Source organism: Pseudomonas sp. 05N432 (assembly GCF_056396945.1).
In genome coordinates, this window is record NZ_JBFTMM010000004.1 from 1 (window position 1) to 17,980 (window position 17,980).

Consider the following 17,980-nt stretch of genomic DNA (forward strand, 5'->3'; position numbering starts at 1 on the left):
TACGTCATCGTCGGCCTGCTGATCGGCGGCACTGCTGGTTCGATCATGGCCAAACGCGTTGAAATGACCAAGATGCCAGAGCTGGTCGCGTTCATGCACAGCATGATCGGTATGGCAGCGGTGTTCATCGCCATCGCCGCCGTGGTCGAGCCGCAGTCGCTGGGTATCGTCAAACAACTGGGCGATTCGATTCCCGCCGGCAACCGTCTGGAGTTGTTCCTCGGCGCCGCCATCGGTGCAATTACCTTTTCCGGTTCGGTGATCGCGTTCGGCAAGCTGTCGGGCAAGTACAAGTTCCGCCTGTTCCAGGGCGCACCGGTACAGTTTGGCGGGCAACATAAAATCAACCTGCTGCTGGGCCTGGCAACACTGGGTCTGGGTATCACCTTCATGATGACCGGCAACCTCGGCGCCTTCGCCCTGATGCTGGCCCTGGCCTTCGTGCTCGGCGTACTGATCATCATCCCGATCGGCGGTGCCGACATGCCCGTCGTGGTGTCGATGCTCAACAGCTACTCCGGCTGGGCTGCGGCGGGAATCGGCTTCTCGCTGAACAACTCGATGCTGATCATTGCCGGCTCGCTGGTGGGTTCGTCCGGTGCGATCCTCTCGTACATCATGTGCAAGGCGATGAACCGTTCGTTCTTCAACGTCCTGCTCGGCGGTTTCGGCAACAGCGCAGACGCGGCCGGCCCAGCGGGTGCGAAAGAAGCCCGCCCGGTGAAATCCGGCTCGGCGGACGACGCCACCTTCCTGCTGACCAACGCCGACACCGTGATCATCGTTCCCGGCTACGGCCTGGCAGTCGCACGGGCGCAGCACGCGCTTAAAGAGCTGACCGAGAAACTGACCCACCGTGGCGTGACCGTGAAGTATGCGATCCACCCGGTGGCCGGTCGAATGCCCGGCCACATGAACGTGCTGCTGGCCGAGGCCGAAGTGCCTTACGACCAGGTGTTCGAGATGGAAGACATCAACTCCGAGTTCGGCCAGGCCGACGTGGTGCTGGTGCTGGGCGCCAACGACGTGGTGAACCCGGCGGCGAAGAACGATCCTAAATCGCCAATCGCCGGCATGCCGATTCTCGAAGCGTTCAAAGCCAAGACCATCATCGTCAACAAACGCTCGATGGCCAGCGGCTACGCCGGCCTGGACAACGAACTGTTCTACCTGGACAAAACCATGATGGTTTTCGGCGACGCGAAGAAAGTCATCGAAGACATGGTCAAAGCCGTCGAGTAAAGACTGCGCAAACCGCAATACCGAAAACCCCGGCCTTTGTAGGCTGGGGTTTTTTATTGCACACAAGATTAACTGCGGAAAACCGACCAAAGGCTCTAAATCAGGGGCCAGCATTCGACCATGGTCGCGGGGCGAATTTTTTTGAATTCAATAGACTGCACATCTTGCTTCCGTTGCCCGAGATAACAATCCATGTACCGTGATCGTATCCGCTTGCCTTCGTTGTTGGATAAGGTAATGAGCGCCGCTGACGCTGCCGCTCTGATTCAGGACGGCATGACCGTCGGCATGAGCGGGTTTACCCGCGCCGGCGAAGCCAAAGCCGTGCCCCACGCACTGGCCGAACTCGCCAAGGTCACACCGCTGAAAATCAGCCTGATGACCGGCGCCAGCCTGGGCAACGACCTCGACAAACAACTGACCGAGGCCGGTGTGCTGGCCCGTCGTATGCCGTTTCAGGTCGACAGCACCCTGCGCAAGGCGATCAACGCCGGCGAGGTGATGTTCATTGACCAGCACCTGTCGGAAACCGTGGAACAACTGCGCAACCAGCAACTCAAGCTGCCGGACATCGCGGTGATTGAAGCCGTGGCGATCACTGAACAGGGCCACATCGTACCAACCACCTCAGTCGGCAACTCGGCCAGCTTCGCGATTTTCGCCAAGCATGTGATCGTCGAGATCAATCTGGCGCACAACCCGAATCTGGAAGGTCTGCACGACATCTATATCCCGACCTACCGTCCGACCCGCACGCCTATTCCGCTGGTCAAGGTCGACGACCGTATCGGCAGCACCGCGATCCCGATCCCGCCGGAAAAGATCGTCGCGATCGTCATCACCAACCAGTCCGACTCGCCGTCCACGGTGCTGCCGCCGGACAACGACACCCAGGCCATTGCCGATCACCTGATCGACTTCTTCAAGCAGGAAGTGGAAGCAGGGCGCATGACCAACAAGCTCGGCCCGCTGCAAGCCGGTATCGGCAGCATCGCCAATGCGGTGATGTGCGGCCTGATCGACTCGCCGTTCGAAGACCTGACCATGTACTCCGAAGTCCTGCAGGACTCCACCTTCGACCTGATCGACGCCGGAAAACTGAGCTTCGCCTCGGGCAGCTCGATCACCCTGTCGAGCCGGCGCAATACCGATGTGTTTGGCAACCTGGAACGTTACAAGGACAAGCTGGTGCTGCGTCCGCAGGAGATCTCCAACCACCCTGAAGTGGTTCGTCGCCTGGGCATCATCGGCATCAATACGGCGCTGGAGTTCGATCTGTACGGTAACGTCAACTCCACCCACGTCTGCGGTACGCGGATGATGAACGGCATTGGTGGTTCCGGCGACTTTGCCCGTAACGCGCACCTGGCGATCTTTGTCACCAAGTCGATTGCCAAGGGCGGGGCGATTTCCAGTGTAGTGCCGATGGTCAGTCACGTTGACCACACTGAACATGACGTCGACATTCTCGTGACCGAGATCGGCCTTGCCGATTTACGTGGCCTGGCGCCACGGGAGCGGGCGCGGGTGGTAATCGACAACTGCGTGCACCCGGACTACCGCGAAGCGCTGAATGCCTACTTCGAGGCGGCCTGCGCCGTCGGCGGACACACCCCGCATATCCTGCGCGACGCCCTCAGCTGGCACATCAACCTGGAAGAAACCGGCAGAATGCTCGCCGTGTGATTGATACAGATGGCAGCTGACGCAAACACAATTTCGTCAGCTCGCCATTGCCAACCCAACATACTTCAAAAACTGTACTGCTGTACCGGTCATTTCCTACCGTAATTACCCGCATTTTCGAGCCGAACACCTAAAAACGCACCACACTAGTGCGGATAGGTACAGTTGCCTCGTTTTCGAGCAGTACAGCACCTATTAACAGTTAACTGGTCCCTCACAATACAGGTGAACTGTATCTAGAGAGACTGGCCAAACGAGAGGATCATTGGCATCAGTTAAACCACTACCTAATCCCGCCATAAGCGGAAGGATGTCAACCATGGAACGTACACTCAGTTCCGAAATGTTCTTCGAAGACAACGCTGTAAAAACCCAGGCTTCCATGCCTCTTCGCGTTCTCGCCAACCTGATGCTGTGGCAGCGCCGCATCTCCAGCCGCCACCAACTGGCTCGTCTGGATTCGCGTCTGCTGGCTGACGCAGGGATTAGCGAAGCACAACGCTACGAAGAGCTGAGCAAGCCGTTCTGGCGCTAAGTTAGCGTCGCTGGCCCTGACCCACCGGGTCCACCGCCAGCACCCCGAATTGCACACACAAAACCCGTCGTGGGAAACCACGACGGGTTTTGTCGTTTCAGGGCTGAAAACGGCGAGTACAGAAGGGCAGCCGCATGACAGGTACAGTTTCTGAAATACATAAACTGAACCAGTACAATTTAACATTGGTGTAGCTGCTCCAGCGTCGGCGAAACGCCGAACATGGTCTCCCAAGGCTGCTCAATCAGCCTGTTCGTAAGGAATACACCATGAATCGGTTACTTGATGTTCCGCTCCCGCCTACTCGCAAGCCTTCCTTGCTCAAGCGTATGGCCCGGCTGTTTGCCGCTATCGGTCAAGGCATGGAAAAAGCGCGCACCCGCCGCCTGCTCGCGCAACTTAATGAACAGCAGCTGTCTGACATAGGTATCAGCCATTCCGATCGACTGGTCGAACTGGACAAACCTTTTTGGCGCTAACTGTGTCTAGATGGGGTGACAGGGCTATTCGAACGGTTGAACAACGGCCTAATATCCGAAGACAACGTGGCGAGCCCTGCGCAGGGTATGTCTGATCTCTCAGACGTTACGCATCACGCAGTGGCGGCCCGACGTTATTTTTGGCGTCACTATTTATGGTTTATTCACAGGAGTTACCCCATGTCCCGTCTTCGTCTGCTCAGCGCTGCAGCACTGCTGGCCGTGGCTGCCAATTCGCATGCCTCCAGCTTCATTATCACCACTGATACTGTCGTCGGTGCACTCAAGGACAGCTCCGACGCCACAACCAATCTCTCCTCTTCGCTGCGGGACAAGAAGATCGTTCGCGCCGCCCGTGACGACGCTGCCAGCTTCGTGGCCAGCGAAGGCGCCATCCGTGGCGTACGCCTGGAAAGCGCTCTCGACTACATCCACACACAGGCGCCACAGCTGAAAGCCACTGACGCACAGCTCGCTCAAGCCATTCTGGCGATCTGATCGACGTCGGAAAACGGGGCTCTCACATTGGGCCCCGATTCCTCAGCGCTGGCTCTGGTCCGGGCATTGCGCTAGCCTTGGGGCTCGTTTCCAAACGTCGAGTCTCATGCATTTTCTTTCAAAACCATTCATCACATTCCTGTTTATCACTGCCTGCTGGAGCAGCCCGGCCCATGCCTTGGACCTGACTACACAGAACCTCGTCGTCACCACTTATGCGACAAGCAAGGTGACCTCCGCGCCCTTCGACCATAAACTGCTACTCGCTGCCCACGATGATGCGGCGGCGTTCATTGCCAGTGACGGTCAACTGCGAGGAGCGCAACTGGAGTCCGCCCTGGTTTACCTGCGCCAGACCCGGCCAAAACTTCATGCCAGCGACCTTGAACTGGCACAGGCAATTCTCGTCCAATAGTTATCCTGTTTTTCCGGAGTCGTTCCATGCGTAGCCCGCTGATTGCTGCCACCCTTGGCCTGCTGTTATTGGCCGATGTGGCCCAGGCACATACCCTGGAAGCCACCAGTAACATGATTATCCGCGCCTCTCAGCGCACCCTCGATTTCACCTCCGACACCACCACCTCGATTCGTGACCTGAAAGTCGTGCGCGAAGCCCATGATGACGCGGCCAGTTTCGTCGCCAGCAATGGCGATATCCGTGGTGCACACCTGGAAGCAGCCTTCGACACCTTGCGCACCCGTGTGCCGGAAGCCCGCGACGCCAGTGATCAAGTCCTCGCCGAAGCCATCCTCGCACTGTGAAGACACTAGCCGCCTGGCTGATGGCCGGGGCCGTATTGCTGCTTTGCAGTACAGCTCAGGCCAGCCTGCAACTACACCTCAAGACCGACGGTCTGAGCCCGGCAGAACAGCAAGCCAGCCAGGCACTGCTGGATGAAGCGATGCAGGCTTTGCCGCCGCGTTTCATCGAGCAACTGGACCGCCGGATTGATGTTGGCTGGACCGACGCAATGCCCGGTAACGCTTACGGAGAGGCGTCTCTGGTGTCAGAGGTGGACCTCAATCGCAACCTGCTGGCCAGCCTCACCGACGGCAGCGCTGCGACGAAAAAAACCAATCGCCCCCACGGCACCGTTCGCCGCGAAATGCTCGCCACGGTGCTGCATGAACTCACGCACATTTATGACCGTGCGCGCTTGTGGACAAGTGCCGAGCGTTTGCAGATCCAACGCTGTACGCGACAGAGCAACAGTTCAGGCCTGGTCGGCCTTCCCGATCAATGCCGTGGCCAGACTGACCGTCGTTTCACCTTGAGCGACGATCCACGCCTGCTGGACCTTGCCGGCTGGCCGCAATACGTCGGCCGACGCGGTGAACGCGAACAGCACAACCGGCAAATTGTCCGCAGCCCGGACCTCTACGAGACGAGCAGCCCCAAGGAATTTGTCGCGGTCAACATGGAGTACTTCCTCCTCGATCCGAGCTATGCCTGCCGCCGCCCGGCGCTATACCGCTATTACCAGGAACACTTCGGCTGGGCTCCGCCGGCCAAGGACAGCTGCGCCCAATCCTTCGCCTTCCTGAACGCGGGCAACGACTTCGCCAAACAACCGCTGGGCCAGGTCGATCCGGAAAGGGTCTACTCCGTCGACTACCTGCTGGCCGAGGCCAATCAGAATCTGGTCAGCCGCTGGGGCCACAGCATGTTGCGGCTGGTGATTTGTGCGCCCGGTCGCCCGCGCGGACCGGATTGCCGACTGGACCTGGAATACTCCCTGGTGCTGTCCTACCGCGCCTTTGTCGGCGACGTACAGCTGTCGAGCTGGGATGGTCTGGTCGGCAAGTATCCGTCGCGACTCTTCGTGTTGCCGCTATCGCAAGTCATCGACGAATACACCAAGACTGAACTGCGCAGCCTGGCCTCGGTGCCACTCAAGCTGTCGCGCAGTGAAATTGGAGAGTTGGTCGAACACGCCGCCGAAATGCATTGGAGCTACGACGGCAACTATTACTTCCTGTCCAACAACTGCGCGGTCGAGAGCCTGAAACTGCTGCGCAGTGGCAGCAACAATCCACAGCTGGTCGGCATGGACAGCATCATGCCCAACGGCTTGCTGGAAATACTCAAGGCCCGCGGACTGGCGGATACCAGCGTGCTCGACAATCCGCGCGAGGCCTTGCGCCTGGGCTATCGCTTCGACTCGTTCCGCGATCGCTATCAAGCGATGTTCGAGGTGCTGAAAAAACACCTGCCAATCAAACAGGACAAGGTTGAAGACTGGATGGCGCTGACGGCCGCAGAACGTCGCCCGTGGTTTCAACAGGCCGACCTGCGCACCAGCGCGGCATTGCTGTTGCTGGAGCAGGCGAGTTTCCGCCAGCAATTGTTGCTGGCCCAGAATGAGGTGAAACAACGCTATCTGGACGCCCGCGAGTTGAAAAACGGCGGCATGGACCAGGCCAATCAGACCTTGAAGCAGATTCTCGTCAACAGTGGTTTCCTCAGCCGTCCGGCAGAACTGCTCGACAGGGGCGGTTACGGCCTGCCACAGCCCAATGAATGGAAACGCCTGGAGTCGGAGAGCAGTACGCGACAGAAGAAATTACAGGTGTTGACCGGCGATCTGGACAAAGAGGTCAGGGCGCTGCTTGAGCCTGGCCGAGCGGCTGAGATTGCCGCGAATGAGGCCAACATCAAGCAATTGGGTGAGCATTTGCGAGCGTTGCATAAGGCGGCCGGCGGGCTGGAGTTGCCTTAAGTCAAAAGATTGCAGCCGGACAACCGGCTGTCAGTGGGCAATGTCACGCAATGGCCCGGTGAATTGATACCGCAGTTGTCCACAATGGCATCCGCCCGAGTGTCGCTCGCTCATACCAACACCCCCATCTTTATGTTCAACCCCGTCAAACTGCGGTACTGACCACTACTTCAGGCCGCGCCAGCCCACTTCGAACATCTCGTCTGGTGTTTGCCCAGCGAAAGCTGGCTGAAAGGTTTGCCCATTAGGATCGCCCGCACTGCCGGCAACAGACCGGTTGGCCAAACGAATGTCGCAACGTTCGCGCGGCCCAATTAACAACAACAATGGTGATTCTGATGTCCGCTCGTACCCGCCTGTTTGCCCCGACTCCCCCCGTACGCCTCGTGCTTTCCGTTCTGCGCTGACCCCACCCGGTTCGCCATTCCCTAGCCGCGCTACGCCTGGAGTATTCCCATGCTGACTTTCCTTGGCTTCGCCATGGTCATCACGTTCATGTACCTGATCATGACCAAGCGCCTGTCGGCGCTGATCGCCCTGATCATCGTTCCGATCCTGTTCGCCCTGTTCGGTGGTTTTGCCCCGAAGATCGGCCCGATGATGCTCGAAGGCATCACCAAGCTAGCCCCGACCGGGGTGATGCTGATGTTCGCCATCCTCTACTTCGCCCTGATGATCGACTCAGGCCTGTTTGACCCGGCTGTGCGCAAGATCCTCAAACTGGTCAAGGGCGACCCGCTGAAGGTATCCATCGGCACCGCGGTGCTGGCCCTGGTGGTGTCCATGGACGGTGACGGCGCCACGACTTACATGATCTGCGTAGCCGCCATGCTGCCGCTGTACAGCCGCATCGGCATGAGCCCGCGGATCATGGCCGGCCTGATCATCCTCGCCGGTGGTGTGATGAACATGACCCCGTGGGGCGGCCCGACCGCGCGTGCCGCCAGTGCATTGCATGTCGACCCGTCGGACATCTTCGTGCCGATGATCCCGGCGATGCTCGCTGGCGTAGTGGCGATCCTGGCGATTGCCTACCTGTACGGTAAACGTGAACGCGCGCGCCTGGGTGAATTGCACCTGATCGGCGACGAAATCGACCACAGCGAAATCAGCGTTTCGCAGTTTCCGGATGCTCGTCGTCCGAAGCTGATCTGGTTCAACGGCGCCCTGACCCTGGCCCTGATGTGTGCCCTGATCGCTGGCCTGCTGCCACTACCGGTGTTGTTCATGGTCGCGTTCAGTATCGCGATGATCGTCAACTACCCTTGCCTGCAACAGCAAAAAGATCGCGTTGCGGCCCACGCCGGCAGCGTGCTGGCAGTGGTCGGGCTGATTTTTGCCGCCGGTATCTTCACCGGCATCCTGTCCGGCACCGGCATGGTCGATGCCATGTCGAAAAGCCTGCTGGCCGTGATCCCGGATTTCCTCGGTCCGTACCTGGCCGTGATCACCGCACTGGCGAGCATGCCGTTCACCTTTTTCATGTCCAACGATGCGTTTTACTACGGTGTACTGCCGGTTCTGGCCGAAGCCGCCAGCCACTACGGCATCACCGCGGTGGAGATGGCACGTGCCTCGATCGTCGGTCAACCCGTCCACTTGCTGAGTCCGCTGGTACCCTCCACCTACTTGTTGGTGGCATTGGCCGGGATCGAATTCGGTGACCACCAACGCTTTACCTTGAAGTGGGCAGTACTGGTTTGCATGTGCATACTCGTCGCTGCACTGCTGATGGGGATTTTCCCGCTGTTCAGCACCTTGTAACGGCATCAACTCACCGCGCCGCCAGCTAAATGCTGGCGTCGTGGTTTAACACTCGCTCAAAGGAATACACATGGAATGGCTGACCAACCCTGAAATCTGGGTTGCCTTCTTCACGCTGACGGCCCTGGAAATCGTACTGGGTATCGACAACATCATCATGATCTCGATCCTCGTCAGCCGCATGCCCAAGCACATGCAGGCGCGCACCCGGATCTTCGGCCTGGCGCTGGCCATGGTCACGCGGATCCTGCTGTTGCTGTCGATCACCTGGGTCATGCGCCTGACCGCCGACTTGTTCGTGGTCTTCGGTCAGGGTATTTCCGGGCGAGACCTGATCCTGTTCTTCGGTGGCCTGTTCCTGCTGTGGAAAAGCTCCCAGGAGATGTTTCATGCACTGGAAGGTGAAGACGAAACCGCCGACGAGCCAGGTGGCAAGGGCGGCAACTTCCTCTACACCATCATCCAGATCGCGATCATCGACATCGTGTTCTCTCTGGACTCGGTGATCACCGCGGTCGGCATGGTGTCCCATGTTCCGGTCATGGTTGCTGCGATCATCGTTGCGGTACTGGTGATGATGATGGCTTCGGGCATTATCAGCGCGTTCATCGATAAGCATCCGTCGCTGAAAATGCTCGCGCTGTCGTTCCTGCTGGTGGTGGGTACCGTGCTGATCGCCGAAGCCTTCGGTGTGCATGTCCCCAAAGGCTACGTCTACTTCGCCATGGCGTTCTCGCTGGCCGTGGAATCGATCAACATCAAGATGCGCACCGCGATCGCGAAAAAGAAGAAACAGCAGGAGCCGGTGAAACTGCGCAAGGACATTCCGGGTCAATAACTAGCCATAATGAATCAAGGGGCTTTCGAGCCCCTTTTTCATACCCGCACGAAGCTGTTTTCATGACAGTTTTGTTTCAATCGACTCTTTAGCTATGCGATGCTGGCGCCCGGACCGTTAGCCAACTACAGCTTAAATACAGAACGTAGAACGTCGCACGGCATCGTCAACTTGCTCCATTGGGGCGCTGTTCATTCAGGGGGCCCAGTATGCTGACCCTGCTCAATCTACTGTCCGCCGTTGCCTTGCTCATTTGGGGCACGCACATCGTCCGAACCGGCATCCTGCGGGTCTACGGCTCGAACCTGCGCCATGTCATTGGCCAGAACATGTCCAAGCGCTGGCTGGCCTTTATCGCCGGGATTCTCGTCACCGCCATGGTCCAGAGCAGCAATGCCACGGCGATGCTGGTGACCTCGTTTGTCGGCCAGGGCTTGATGGCACTGACGCCCGCCCTGGCGACCATGCTCGGAGCCGACGTCGGTACCGCACTGATGGCGCGGGTCCTGACGCTGGATTTGTCATGGCTGTCGCCGCTGCTGATTTTCCTCGGGGTGATTTTCTTTCTCTCACGCAAGCAGACGAGGGCAGGCCAGCTTGGCCGGGTCGGCATCGGCCTGGGGCTGATTATTCTCGCACTGCAATTGATCGTCGAAGCCGCCAATCCGATCACCCACGCTCACGGCGTCAAAGTGCTGTTTGCCTCACTGACGGGCGACATCCTGCTCGATGCCCTCGTCGGTGCGCTGTTCGCGATGATTTCCTACTCCAGCCTGGCCGCCGTCCTGCTCACAGCAACCCTCGCCGGTGCCGGAGTGATCAGCCTGCCGGTGGCCATCGGCCTGGTGATCGGCGCCAACATCGGCAGCGGTGTCCTGGCATTTCTCAGCACCAGCATGCAGAACGCTGCCGGACGTCAGGTGGCGTTGGGCAGCCTGCTCTACAAGATGATCGGCCTTCTACTGATCATTCCGATGCTCGGCCCGCTGGTGCACTGGATGGACAGCCTCAATTTCCGCCCGCAAGGCCTGGTGATCGGCTTTCATCTGCTCTACAACACCGCGCGTTGCCTGGTGCTGTTGCCCAGCGTCGGTCCGATGGCCAGGCTCTGTGCCTGGCTGTTGCCAGAGCGCCCGGAAATCAACGGACAGGCCAAGCCTCGCCACCTGGACCCGACAGCCCTCACCACACCAAGCCTGGCCTTGGCCAACGCAGCCCGGGAAACCCTGCGCATCGGTGACCTGATCGACAATATGCTCGAAGCCATGCTCGATGTACTGCGTGGCAAACAAACCGCTGTCACTCAGGAAATGCGCCGCCTGAGCGATGACGTCGAAGTCCTCTGCAGCGCGATCAAACTCTATCTGGCGCAGATGCCCCGCGAAGACCTCAGCGACCAGGACAGTCGGCGCTGGGCAGAAATCATCGAACTGGCGATCAATCTGAAACTCGCCTCTGACCTGATCGAACGCATGTTGCGCAAGGTCCAGCAGCAGAAGACCTCGCAACGCCGCTCCTTTTCCGACGTCGGCCTGGAAGAGCTGGCGGGGTTGCACCATCAGTTGATCGCCAATCTGCGTCTGGGGCTGTCGGTGTTTCTGAGTGCCGACAAGGAAAGCGCCCGGCAACTGCTGCGTGAGAAACGTCGCTTCCGCGCGCAGGAGAGACGCTTGGCTCATGCCCATGTCAGCCGCTTGCACCGTAAGGTCGTGCAAAGCCTCGAAACCAGCTCGCTGCACCTGGAGCTGATCGCCGACATGAGACGCTTGAACTCGCTGTTCTGTGGCAGCGCCTATGTGGTCCTCGAAACCACCGAAACCGGTACATTGGCTGCCGACGATACGGCTGACATCACCCATTCACCCTGAACGTCTAGCGTTGAAAGAAGTCACTTAAAAGGTTGAAGGCAAATCCTTTTGCCCGCATTGACCCGCCAGGAAGGTTGTTATGCGTTGTCTGTTGTTCATGTGCCTGCTATTGAGTTCCACCTGCTCATTTGCCCTGGATCGCTTTCAGGTCGAAGGTTATTCGCTGCCCAACGGCTTGCAAGTAGTGCTCAAGCCCGGCAGCGAACGCGGGCATGTGGCGATTCGCCTGGTGGTAGGCGTTGGCCTGGATGACTTCGCCTGCGCCGACAAAGAGCTGCCGCACCTGCTTGAGCATTTGCTGTTCAGTGGCGTCGACGCGAGTGGGGAAGGCGGGCTCGAGGAGCGCATGCAGGCACTGGGGGGTGAATGGAACGCCTACACCAGTAACGCCGACACCACGTTCGTCATCGAAGCCCCGGCAAAGAATCAGCGCAAAGTCCTCGACCTGTTGCTGGCGCTACTGACCCAGACCCGACTCGACGACACCGCCATCAGTGCGGCCAAACAGGTGGTCGAACGCGAAGATGGCGGCCATTACTCCCACTTGCAGCGCTGGCTCGACCGCCAGGACCTGGGCCATACGGCGAGCAACCAACTGGCGGTGGAGCTGGGCCTGAAGTGCTCGGAGCGGGCCCAGGTAGAACACCTGACCCGCGAACAACTGGAGAAGGTCCGCAAGGAGTGGTACGCACCGAACAACATGACGCTGATTATTGTCGGCGAGCTCGATCGCCTGCTGCCGGCCTACCTGGAGCGCACCTATGGCGAGCTCGAAGCGATTGATCCCACCGAGCATTTGCCGCTGCCGGAGATCCAGCACCCGGCGCTCGACGAACGCAATCTGATCCAGGGCTGGGTAGGGGGTGGTGCCAAACTGCACTGGTTGTTCCCGGAACCGGCGCTTGAGGATCAATATGATGAAACATACGACCTGCTCAAGGACTACCTCGACTGGGCGCTTTATCGTCAATTGCGCCTGGCTCACGGATTGTCCTACGGCCCCTGGGCCGAACGCGAAGTGTTCGGCAGCGTCGGTTTCCTCAGCCTGAACGCCGATCTGGAACGCGATGATCTGCCACAAGCGCAGCAGGTACTCGAGGATCTGAAAGCCGATCTGCTCAAGAATGGTCTCGATCACGCTGGTTTTGAACGCTTGAAACAGGTCGCCATCGCCCGACAGGCCTGGGCCGTGCAAGGCAACAGTGGACTGGCCGACTACTACTGGAGTGCCATTGGCGACTATGAGGACGGACATTTCGACGACCCGGCCAAACGCCTGCAAACAGTCACTCTGGACCAGGCCAACCAAGCCCTTCACAAGCTGCTCGATCAGCAGGGTTACATTCGCATCGAGAAGCCGCTGCTCAGTTATGACGAGGTGCTGTGGTTGCTGGGCGGGGTGTTGGGGTTGATGGCGCTGATGGGCTGGCGTATTCACCACAAGCAGTGAAAACACCACGATCCCTGTAGCAGCTGCCGAAGGCGGCGTTCGGCTGCGAAGCGGCCGTAAAATCAGACACCACATTTTTTCAGGTTAACCGTGAAGGCTGGATTCACGACTGCTGCGCAGCCGAACGCAGGCTGCGCCAGCTGCTACAGGGATTGCGTATTACCTGATGCTTTCTCGCAACATCAGAGTGCCAGCGTTATCCTGTCGGGGTTTTTACCCACGACAATTGCGAATCGCCGAATGCCTATCCTGACCCATTACGTAACGCGCATCCTCGAACTGATGAAGCGCTACCCCGGGGTCATTGCGCTCGGTGGCTTCATCTCAGGGGTCTGCAGTTTCATTTTGGTCGACCGTCAACAAAGCCTGGCGACCTGGATTGCGGTGATCATGCTGGTCAGCTGGCTCTGGCTGATGCTGGAAAACAGCCTGACGGAGCTGTTCACCAAAGTCTTCAAGCGTGAGATCCCACAGCCGTTGTTGCGCTATGCGACACAGATGATTCATCAGGAAAGTCTGTTCTTTGTCTTGCCGTTCTTTTTCATCACCACCACCTGGAACAGCGGGCAATTGGTGTTCACCGGACTGCTCGGGGCGGCGGCGCTGGTTTCGATCACCGATCCGCTGTATTACAAATGGCTGGCGCCGCGCCGCTGGCTGTTTCTGGCGATGCATACGCTGACGCTGTTTGCCGCGCTGCTGACCGCATTGCCGATCATCCTGAACCTGACCACCGATCAGAGTTTCAAACTGGCTCTTGGCACCGCGATGCTGCTGTCTTTCCCAAGCCTGGCGTCGATCTTTCCGATTCGCACGATCCGCGGCGGCCTGAGCGTGCTCAGCATCACCCTGGCCATCGGCTGCGCCGGCTGGTTGCTGCGTTCCTGGGTGCCGCCGGCCACGTTGTGGATGACGCAAGTGGCAATCAGCACACAACTACAAGACCGTACACCCGGCGACAGCCACAATGAAGTCAGCGTCGCCCAACTGCGCCCTGATGGTCTGTACGCCTACACCGCGATCAACGCACCGCGCGGGCTCGACGAGCGGATTTATCACGTCTGGCAGTTCAACGGCAAAGAGGTCGACCGCATCGCACTGGATATCCACGGCGGGCGCAAGGAAGGGTACCGGGCCTGGAGCCATAAACAGAACTTCCCCGGCAACCCGGCAGGCGACTGGCAAGTGCGGGTACTGACCGAAGACGGTCAGGTGATCGGCGTACTGCGCTTTGAGGTGACCGACGTCAGTCAAAACGGCACGACGCCGAGCGAGGCAAAATAACCGGGATCATGCTATTACGTAGCACTGCGTATCAGTCGAACAAGCACGGAGATTATGAGCAGCACGATTGCCGGCAATGCCCAACTCGATACTTCGAACACCCCTGCGCGGTTGCGGGTCACGGGTGACTGGACGCTTGTCCATTACGCCGACCTCAAACGCCTGAGCAACACTCTCAAAGGTCAGTACGACGACCGAACCCCCATCGACCTCAATGGCATCGGCGCGCTCGACACCGCAGGCGCCTCGCTGCTGGTCGAGCTGCTCGGTGCCGAACGCCTCGGCAAGTCCGCCGAACACCCCGATTGCAGCCTGTCCGCAGCCGACCGTGCGCTGCTGCAAACCGTCTATTGCTCGCTGACTGACTTCTGCATCCCCATCAAAGAGCCCGAAATCAGTGTCGGCATTCAACTGCTGACCCGCATCGGGCGCGCAGTCGATGCGGTCTGGCAGGACACGCTGCAACTGTTGGGGTTTGTCGGGCTGATTCTGGAAACCATCGCTCGCAGCCTGTTTCACCCCAAGCGCTGGCGGATCACGCCGATGATCGCGCACATCGAACAAACCGGCCTCGACGCTGCGCCCATCGTCGCCTTGCTGACCTTCATGGTGGGCGCGGTAGTGGCCTTCCTCGGCGCCACGGTACTCGCCAGTTTTGGTGCGAGCATTTTTACCGTGGACCTGGTGGCGTTCTCGTTCCTGCGTGAGTTCGGTGTGCTGCTGACCGCCATCCTGATGGCCGGGCGCACTGCCAGTGCCTTCACCGCGCAAATCGGCTCGATGAAGGCCAACGAAGAAATTGACGCGATCCGCACCTTGGGTCTCGATCCGATGGAGCTGCTGGTGGTGCCACGGGTGTTGGCGTTGCTGGTGGCGCTGCCGATGCTGACCTTTCTGGCAATGCTCTCGGGGATTGTCGGGGGTGGGGTGGTCTGTGCGATATCGCTAGGCATCTCGCCGGCGATGTTCCTGTCTTTGCTGCAATCGGACATCGGCGTTCAACATTTTCTGGTCGGCATGGTCAAAGCACCAATCTTCGCCTTTTTGATCGCCTCCATTGGTTGTCTGGAAGGCTTCAAGGTCAGTGGCAGCGCTGAATCCGTTGGCGCCCACACCACGTCCAGCGTGGTGCAGTCGATTTTCGTGGTGATCGTGCTCGATGCGGTCGCCGCATTGTTCTTTATGGAGATGGGCTGGTGAGTCGTTTACCCCGTGCGCCCTCCGAGGCGGTGATCGAAGTTCGTGGGCTGTGCAATCGCTTCGGCCGCCAGAGCGTGCATGAAAACCTCGACCTGGATTTGTACAAGGGCGAGATTCTCGCCGTGGTCGGCGGTTCAGGCAGCGGCAAATCGGTGTTGCTGCGCAGCATTGTTGGCCTGCGCCAGCCCAGCGAAGGCATGGTGAAGGTGTTTGGCAAAAACCTGCCGAGCCTGACAGAGCATGAACGCTCACTGGTCGAGCGACGCTTCGGCGTGTTGTTTCAGAAGGGCGCGTTGTTCTCTTCGCTGACCGTGACCGAAAACGTCGCCTTACCATTGATCGAGCACGCCGGCCTGAGTCGCAACGACGCCGAGCATCTGGCGGCGGTTAAACTGGCCTTGGCTGGCCTGCCGCTGTCGGCTGCCGACAAGTACCCGGCCTCGCTGTCCGGCGGCATGATCAAACGCGCGGCGCTGGCCCGCGCCTTGGCGCTGGACCCGGACATCCTGTTCCTCGATGAGCCGACCGCCGGCCTCGATCCGATCGGCGCCGCGGCGTTCGATCAGTTGATCCTGACGTTGCGCGATGCGTTGGGGCTGAGTGTTTTCCTGGTCACCCACGACCTCGATACGCTGTACACCATCACCGACCGGGTCGCGGTGCTGGCGCAGAAAAAAGTACTGGTGGCCGACGCCATCGACACCGTGTCGGAAACCGACGACGCGTGGATTCACGAATACTTCCACGGCCCACGCGGCCGCGCGGCGCTTTCGGCCGCTTCACAGCTCAACGAGGTATGACATGGAAACCCGAGCCCACCATGTATTGATCGGCCTGTTCACCGTATTGGTGGTGGCCGGTGCATTGCTGTTCGGCCTGTGGCTGGCCAAGTCCAGCGTCGACACCGCCTTCAAGGACTACGAGGTGGTTTTCAATGAGGCGGTCAGCGGTCTGTCCAAAGGCAGCGCGGTGCAGTACAGCGGGATCAAGGTCGGCGATGTGGTGACATTACGCCTCGACCCCAAAGACCCGCGCCGGGTATTGGCGCGGATTCGACTGAGCGGCGACACCCCGATCAAGGAAGACACCCAGGCGAAACTGGCGCTGACCGGGATTACCGGCACCTCGATCATCCAGCTCAGTGGCGGCACCCCGCAAAGCCCGGAGCTGGAAGGCAAGGACGGTAATTTGCCGGAGATTATTGCTTCGCCTTCGCCCATTTCACGGTTGCTGAACAACAGCGACGACTTGATGAGCAGCGTCAACCTGTTGCTGCATAGCGCCAACCAGATGATGTCGCCGGAAAACGTCGACCGTCTGGGCAAAACCCTCGAGAACCTGGAGCAAACCACCGGAAGCATCGCCGAGCAGCGCGGGGATCTTAGCCAGGCCATGCAGCAACTGGCGTCGGTAGGCAAACAGGCCAGCGCCACCCTGGAGCAGACGTCTGCGCTGATGCGTAACGCCAACGGTATGCTCAACGATCAAGGCAAACAGATGTTCGGCAGTGCCGAGCAGGCCATGAAGTCGCTGGAGCAGAGCAGCGCAACCATCAACAGCTTGCTGTCCGACAATCAGGATGCGCTGAATAACGGCATGCAGGGGCTCAACAGTCTGGCCCCGGCCATACGTGAGTTGCGCGACACCCTGAGTTCGTTACGCGCCATCTCTCGTCGCCTGGATTCCAACCCCAGTGGTTACTTGCTGGGCGGCGACAAGGATAAGGAGTTCACGCCATGAAACCCGTCTACCGCGCCTTTGCGCACTGCGCGCTGTTGGCAAGTTTCGCGCTGACCAGTGCCTGCTCGATTTTACCCAAGGCTGACCCCCAGGATGTCTACCGTCTGCCTGTCACGCCGAACGCCGCGTCTTCGATGCACGCCAACTCGGTGCCGTGGTCGCTACGTCTGTCTAAACCCCAGGCCAGCGACGTGCTCAACAGTTCAAAAATCGCCGTAATCCCTCAAGGCGACCTGATCAGCAGCTACAAGGCTTCGCGCTGGAGCGATCCTACGCCGACCCTGCTGCGCAATCGGCTGCTCGCCGGGTTTGCACAGGACGGCCGCGTACAGCGGCTCAGCACCGACGACAGCAACTTGCAGACGGATCTGGATCTGAGCGGGAACCTGCAAGCGTTCCAGACGGAATATCAAGGCAACACCGCGCAAGTGGTCATTAGCCTGGATGCGCTACTGGTGCGTGGCAATGACCAGCGGATCCTCGCCAGCCGCCGCTTCGAAGTGCGCCAGCCATTGAGCGATGTGAAGGTGCCCGCTGTGGTGACCGGGTTTGGTCAGGCCAGTGATACGCTCACGGCGCAGGTGATTGCGTGGACGGTAGAGCAGGGGCAGAAGACCGCGACCATGAAACCCTGAGGTTCATGTGGGAGCGAGCCTGCTCGCGATGAGGGCATGAC

General features: G+C 59.4%; 17 protein-coding genes and 1 pseudogene. 17 read left to right on the plus strand and 1 reads right to left on the minus strand.

What is annotated here, in order from left to right:
• The 8 genes from AC1DHT_RS05635 to AC1DHT_RS05670 all read left to right on the plus strand — a co-directional run.
• Window positions 1-1,242, plus strand: a 1,242-nt coding sequence (locus AC1DHT_RS05635; protein WP_442114822.1) for an NAD(P)(+) transhydrogenase (Re/Si-specific) subunit beta, incomplete at its 5' end; no start/stop codon positions are given.
• Window positions 1,243-1,434: 192 nt separating this feature from the next.
• The gene (locus tag AC1DHT_RS05640; RefSeq protein WP_442114754.1) at window positions 1,435-2,928 is read left to right on the plus strand and encodes an acetyl-CoA hydrolase/transferase family protein; all 1,494 of its coding nucleotides are present in this window, start codon (window positions 1,435-1,437) and stop codon (window positions 2,926-2,928) included.
• A 319-nt stretch (window positions 2,929-3,247) separates the two neighbouring features.
• Window positions 3,248-3,463, plus strand: coding sequence for a DUF1127 domain-containing protein (locus tag AC1DHT_RS05645; RefSeq protein ID WP_427531189.1), 216 nt, complete (start codon window positions 3,248-3,250; stop codon window positions 3,461-3,463).
• Window positions 3,464-3,732: 269 nt separating this feature from the next.
• The gene (locus tag AC1DHT_RS05650) at window positions 3,733-3,942 is read left to right on the plus strand and encodes a DUF1127 domain-containing protein (RefSeq protein WP_427542043.1); all 210 of its coding nucleotides are present in this window, start codon (window positions 3,733-3,735) and stop codon (window positions 3,940-3,942) included.
• Between the two features lie 180 nt (window positions 3,943-4,122).
• Window positions 4,123-4,440, plus strand: a complete 318-nt coding sequence (locus AC1DHT_RS05655; RefSeq protein WP_123427845.1) for a DUF2388 domain-containing protein — start codon at window positions 4,123-4,125, stop codon at window positions 4,438-4,440.
• Window positions 4,441-4,546: 106 nt separating this feature from the next.
• Window positions 4,547-4,855 carry a DUF2388 domain-containing protein gene (locus tag AC1DHT_RS05660; RefSeq protein WP_427542046.1) on the plus strand — a complete coding sequence of 103 codons (309 nt, stop codon included), beginning with the start codon at window positions 4,547-4,549 and terminating at the stop codon, window positions 4,853-4,855.
• A 26-nt stretch (window positions 4,856-4,881) separates the two neighbouring features.
• Entirely contained in the window at window positions 4,882-5,202 is a 321-nt protein-coding gene (locus AC1DHT_RS05665) for a DUF2388 domain-containing protein (protein ID WP_054594970.1), read from the plus strand.
• The gene (locus AC1DHT_RS05670; protein ID WP_427542049.1) at window positions 5,199-7,160 is read left to right on the plus strand and encodes a DUF7844 domain-containing protein; all 1,962 of its coding nucleotides are present in this window, start codon (window positions 5,199-5,201) and stop codon (window positions 7,158-7,160) included. The genes AC1DHT_RS05665 and AC1DHT_RS05670 overlap by 4 nt, the downstream gene beginning before the upstream one ends.
• A gap of 33 nt (window positions 7,161-7,193) precedes the next feature.
• Here the strand turns inward: AC1DHT_RS05670 and AC1DHT_RS05675 are convergent.
• Window positions 7,194-7,274, minus strand: a pseudogene (locus AC1DHT_RS05675) (GFA family protein); the annotation flags it as partial.
• A 342-nt stretch (window positions 7,275-7,616) separates the two neighbouring features.
• On the opposite strand from AC1DHT_RS05675, the gene AC1DHT_RS05680 reads away from it, so the two are divergent.
• The 9 genes from AC1DHT_RS05680 to AC1DHT_RS05720 all read left to right on the plus strand — a co-directional run bounded on the left by AC1DHT_RS05680 (window position 7,617) and on the right by AC1DHT_RS05720 (window position 17,939).
• A complete protein-coding gene (locus AC1DHT_RS05680; RefSeq protein WP_427531182.1) occupies window positions 7,617-8,924 on the plus strand; it encodes a CitMHS family transporter in 1,308 nt (435 codons plus the stop codon).
• A gap of 70 nt (window positions 8,925-8,994) precedes the next feature.
• On the plus strand, window positions 8,995-9,762 hold the full coding sequence (locus AC1DHT_RS05685) for a TerC family protein (RefSeq protein ID WP_427542052.1): 768 nt from the start codon (window positions 8,995-8,997) through the stop codon (window positions 9,760-9,762).
• 209 nt (window positions 9,763-9,971) lie between these two features.
• Window positions 9,972-11,630, plus strand: a complete 1,659-nt coding sequence (locus AC1DHT_RS05690; RefSeq protein ID WP_427542055.1) for a Na/Pi cotransporter family protein — start codon at window positions 9,972-9,974, stop codon at window positions 11,628-11,630.
• Between the two features lie 79 nt (window positions 11,631-11,709).
• Entirely contained in the window at window positions 11,710-13,080 is a 1,371-nt protein-coding gene (locus AC1DHT_RS05695; protein WP_427542058.1) for a M16 family metallopeptidase, read from the plus strand.
• Between the two features lie 240 nt (window positions 13,081-13,320).
• On the plus strand, window positions 13,321-14,364 hold the full coding sequence (locus tag AC1DHT_RS05700) for a DUF5924 family protein (protein ID WP_427542061.1): 1,044 nt from the start codon (window positions 13,321-13,323) through the stop codon (window positions 14,362-14,364).
• A gap of 54 nt (window positions 14,365-14,418) precedes the next feature.
• On the plus strand, window positions 14,419-15,564 hold the full coding sequence (locus AC1DHT_RS05705; RefSeq protein WP_427542064.1) for an ABC transporter permease: 1,146 nt from the start codon (window positions 14,419-14,421) through the stop codon (window positions 15,562-15,564).
• Window positions 15,561-16,364 carry an ABC transporter ATP-binding protein gene (locus AC1DHT_RS05710; RefSeq protein ID WP_427531171.1) on the plus strand — a complete coding sequence of 268 codons (804 nt, stop codon included), beginning with the start codon at window positions 15,561-15,563 and terminating at the stop codon, window positions 16,362-16,364. Before AC1DHT_RS05705 ends, AC1DHT_RS05710 begins: the two co-directional genes overlap by 4 nt.
• Window position 16,365: 1 nt before the next feature.
• Window positions 16,366-17,304 carry an MlaD family protein gene (locus AC1DHT_RS05715; protein ID WP_427542067.1) on the plus strand — a complete coding sequence of 313 codons (939 nt, stop codon included), beginning with the start codon at window positions 16,366-16,368 and terminating at the stop codon, window positions 17,302-17,304.
• Window positions 17,301-17,939 carry an ABC-type transport auxiliary lipoprotein family protein gene (locus AC1DHT_RS05720; RefSeq protein WP_442114753.1) on the plus strand — a complete coding sequence of 213 codons (639 nt, stop codon included), beginning with the start codon at window positions 17,301-17,303 and terminating at the stop codon, window positions 17,937-17,939. The genes AC1DHT_RS05715 and AC1DHT_RS05720 overlap by 4 nt, the downstream gene beginning before the upstream one ends.
• The last annotated feature ends 41 nt before the right edge of the window (window positions 17,940-17,980 follow it).

What these genes read in the sequence shown, in the direction of transcription:
- AC1DHT_RS05640 (WP_442114754.1), top strand. Translation starts at nt 1,435, where the DNA reads ATGTACCGTGATCGTATCCGCTTGCCTTCGTTGTTGGATAAGGTAATG.
- AC1DHT_RS05645 (WP_427531189.1), top strand. Translation starts at nt 3,248, where the DNA reads ATGGAACGTACACTCAGTTCCGAAATGTTCTTCGAAGACAACGCTGTA.
- AC1DHT_RS05650 (WP_427542043.1), top strand. Translation starts at nt 3,733, where the DNA reads ATGAATCGGTTACTTGATGTTCCGCTCCCGCCTACTCGCAAGCCTTCC.
- AC1DHT_RS05655 (WP_123427845.1), top strand. Translation starts at nt 4,123, where the DNA reads ATGTCCCGTCTTCGTCTGCTCAGCGCTGCAGCACTGCTGGCCGTGGCT.
- AC1DHT_RS05660 (WP_427542046.1), top strand. Translation starts at nt 4,547, where the DNA reads ATGCATTTTCTTTCAAAACCATTCATCACATTCCTGTTTATCACTGCC.
- AC1DHT_RS05665 (WP_054594970.1), top strand. Translation starts at nt 4,882, where the DNA reads ATGCGTAGCCCGCTGATTGCTGCCACCCTTGGCCTGCTGTTATTGGCC.
- AC1DHT_RS05680 (WP_427531182.1), top strand. Translation starts at nt 7,617, where the DNA reads ATGCTGACTTTCCTTGGCTTCGCCATGGTCATCACGTTCATGTACCTG.
- AC1DHT_RS05685 (WP_427542052.1), top strand. Translation starts at nt 8,995, where the DNA reads ATGGAATGGCTGACCAACCCTGAAATCTGGGTTGCCTTCTTCACGCTG.
- AC1DHT_RS05690 (WP_427542055.1), top strand. Translation starts at nt 9,972, where the DNA reads ATGCTGACCCTGCTCAATCTACTGTCCGCCGTTGCCTTGCTCATTTGG.
- AC1DHT_RS05695 (WP_427542058.1), top strand. Translation starts at nt 11,710, where the DNA reads ATGCGTTGTCTGTTGTTCATGTGCCTGCTATTGAGTTCCACCTGCTCA.
- AC1DHT_RS05700 (WP_427542061.1), top strand. Translation starts at nt 13,321, where the DNA reads ATGCCTATCCTGACCCATTACGTAACGCGCATCCTCGAACTGATGAAG.
- AC1DHT_RS05705 (WP_427542064.1), top strand. Translation starts at nt 14,419, where the DNA reads ATGAGCAGCACGATTGCCGGCAATGCCCAACTCGATACTTCGAACACC.
- AC1DHT_RS05715 (WP_427542067.1), top strand. Translation starts at nt 16,366, where the DNA reads ATGGAAACCCGAGCCCACCATGTATTGATCGGCCTGTTCACCGTATTG.
- AC1DHT_RS05720 (WP_442114753.1), top strand. Translation starts at nt 17,301, where the DNA reads ATGAAACCCGTCTACCGCGCCTTTGCGCACTGCGCGCTGTTGGCAAGT.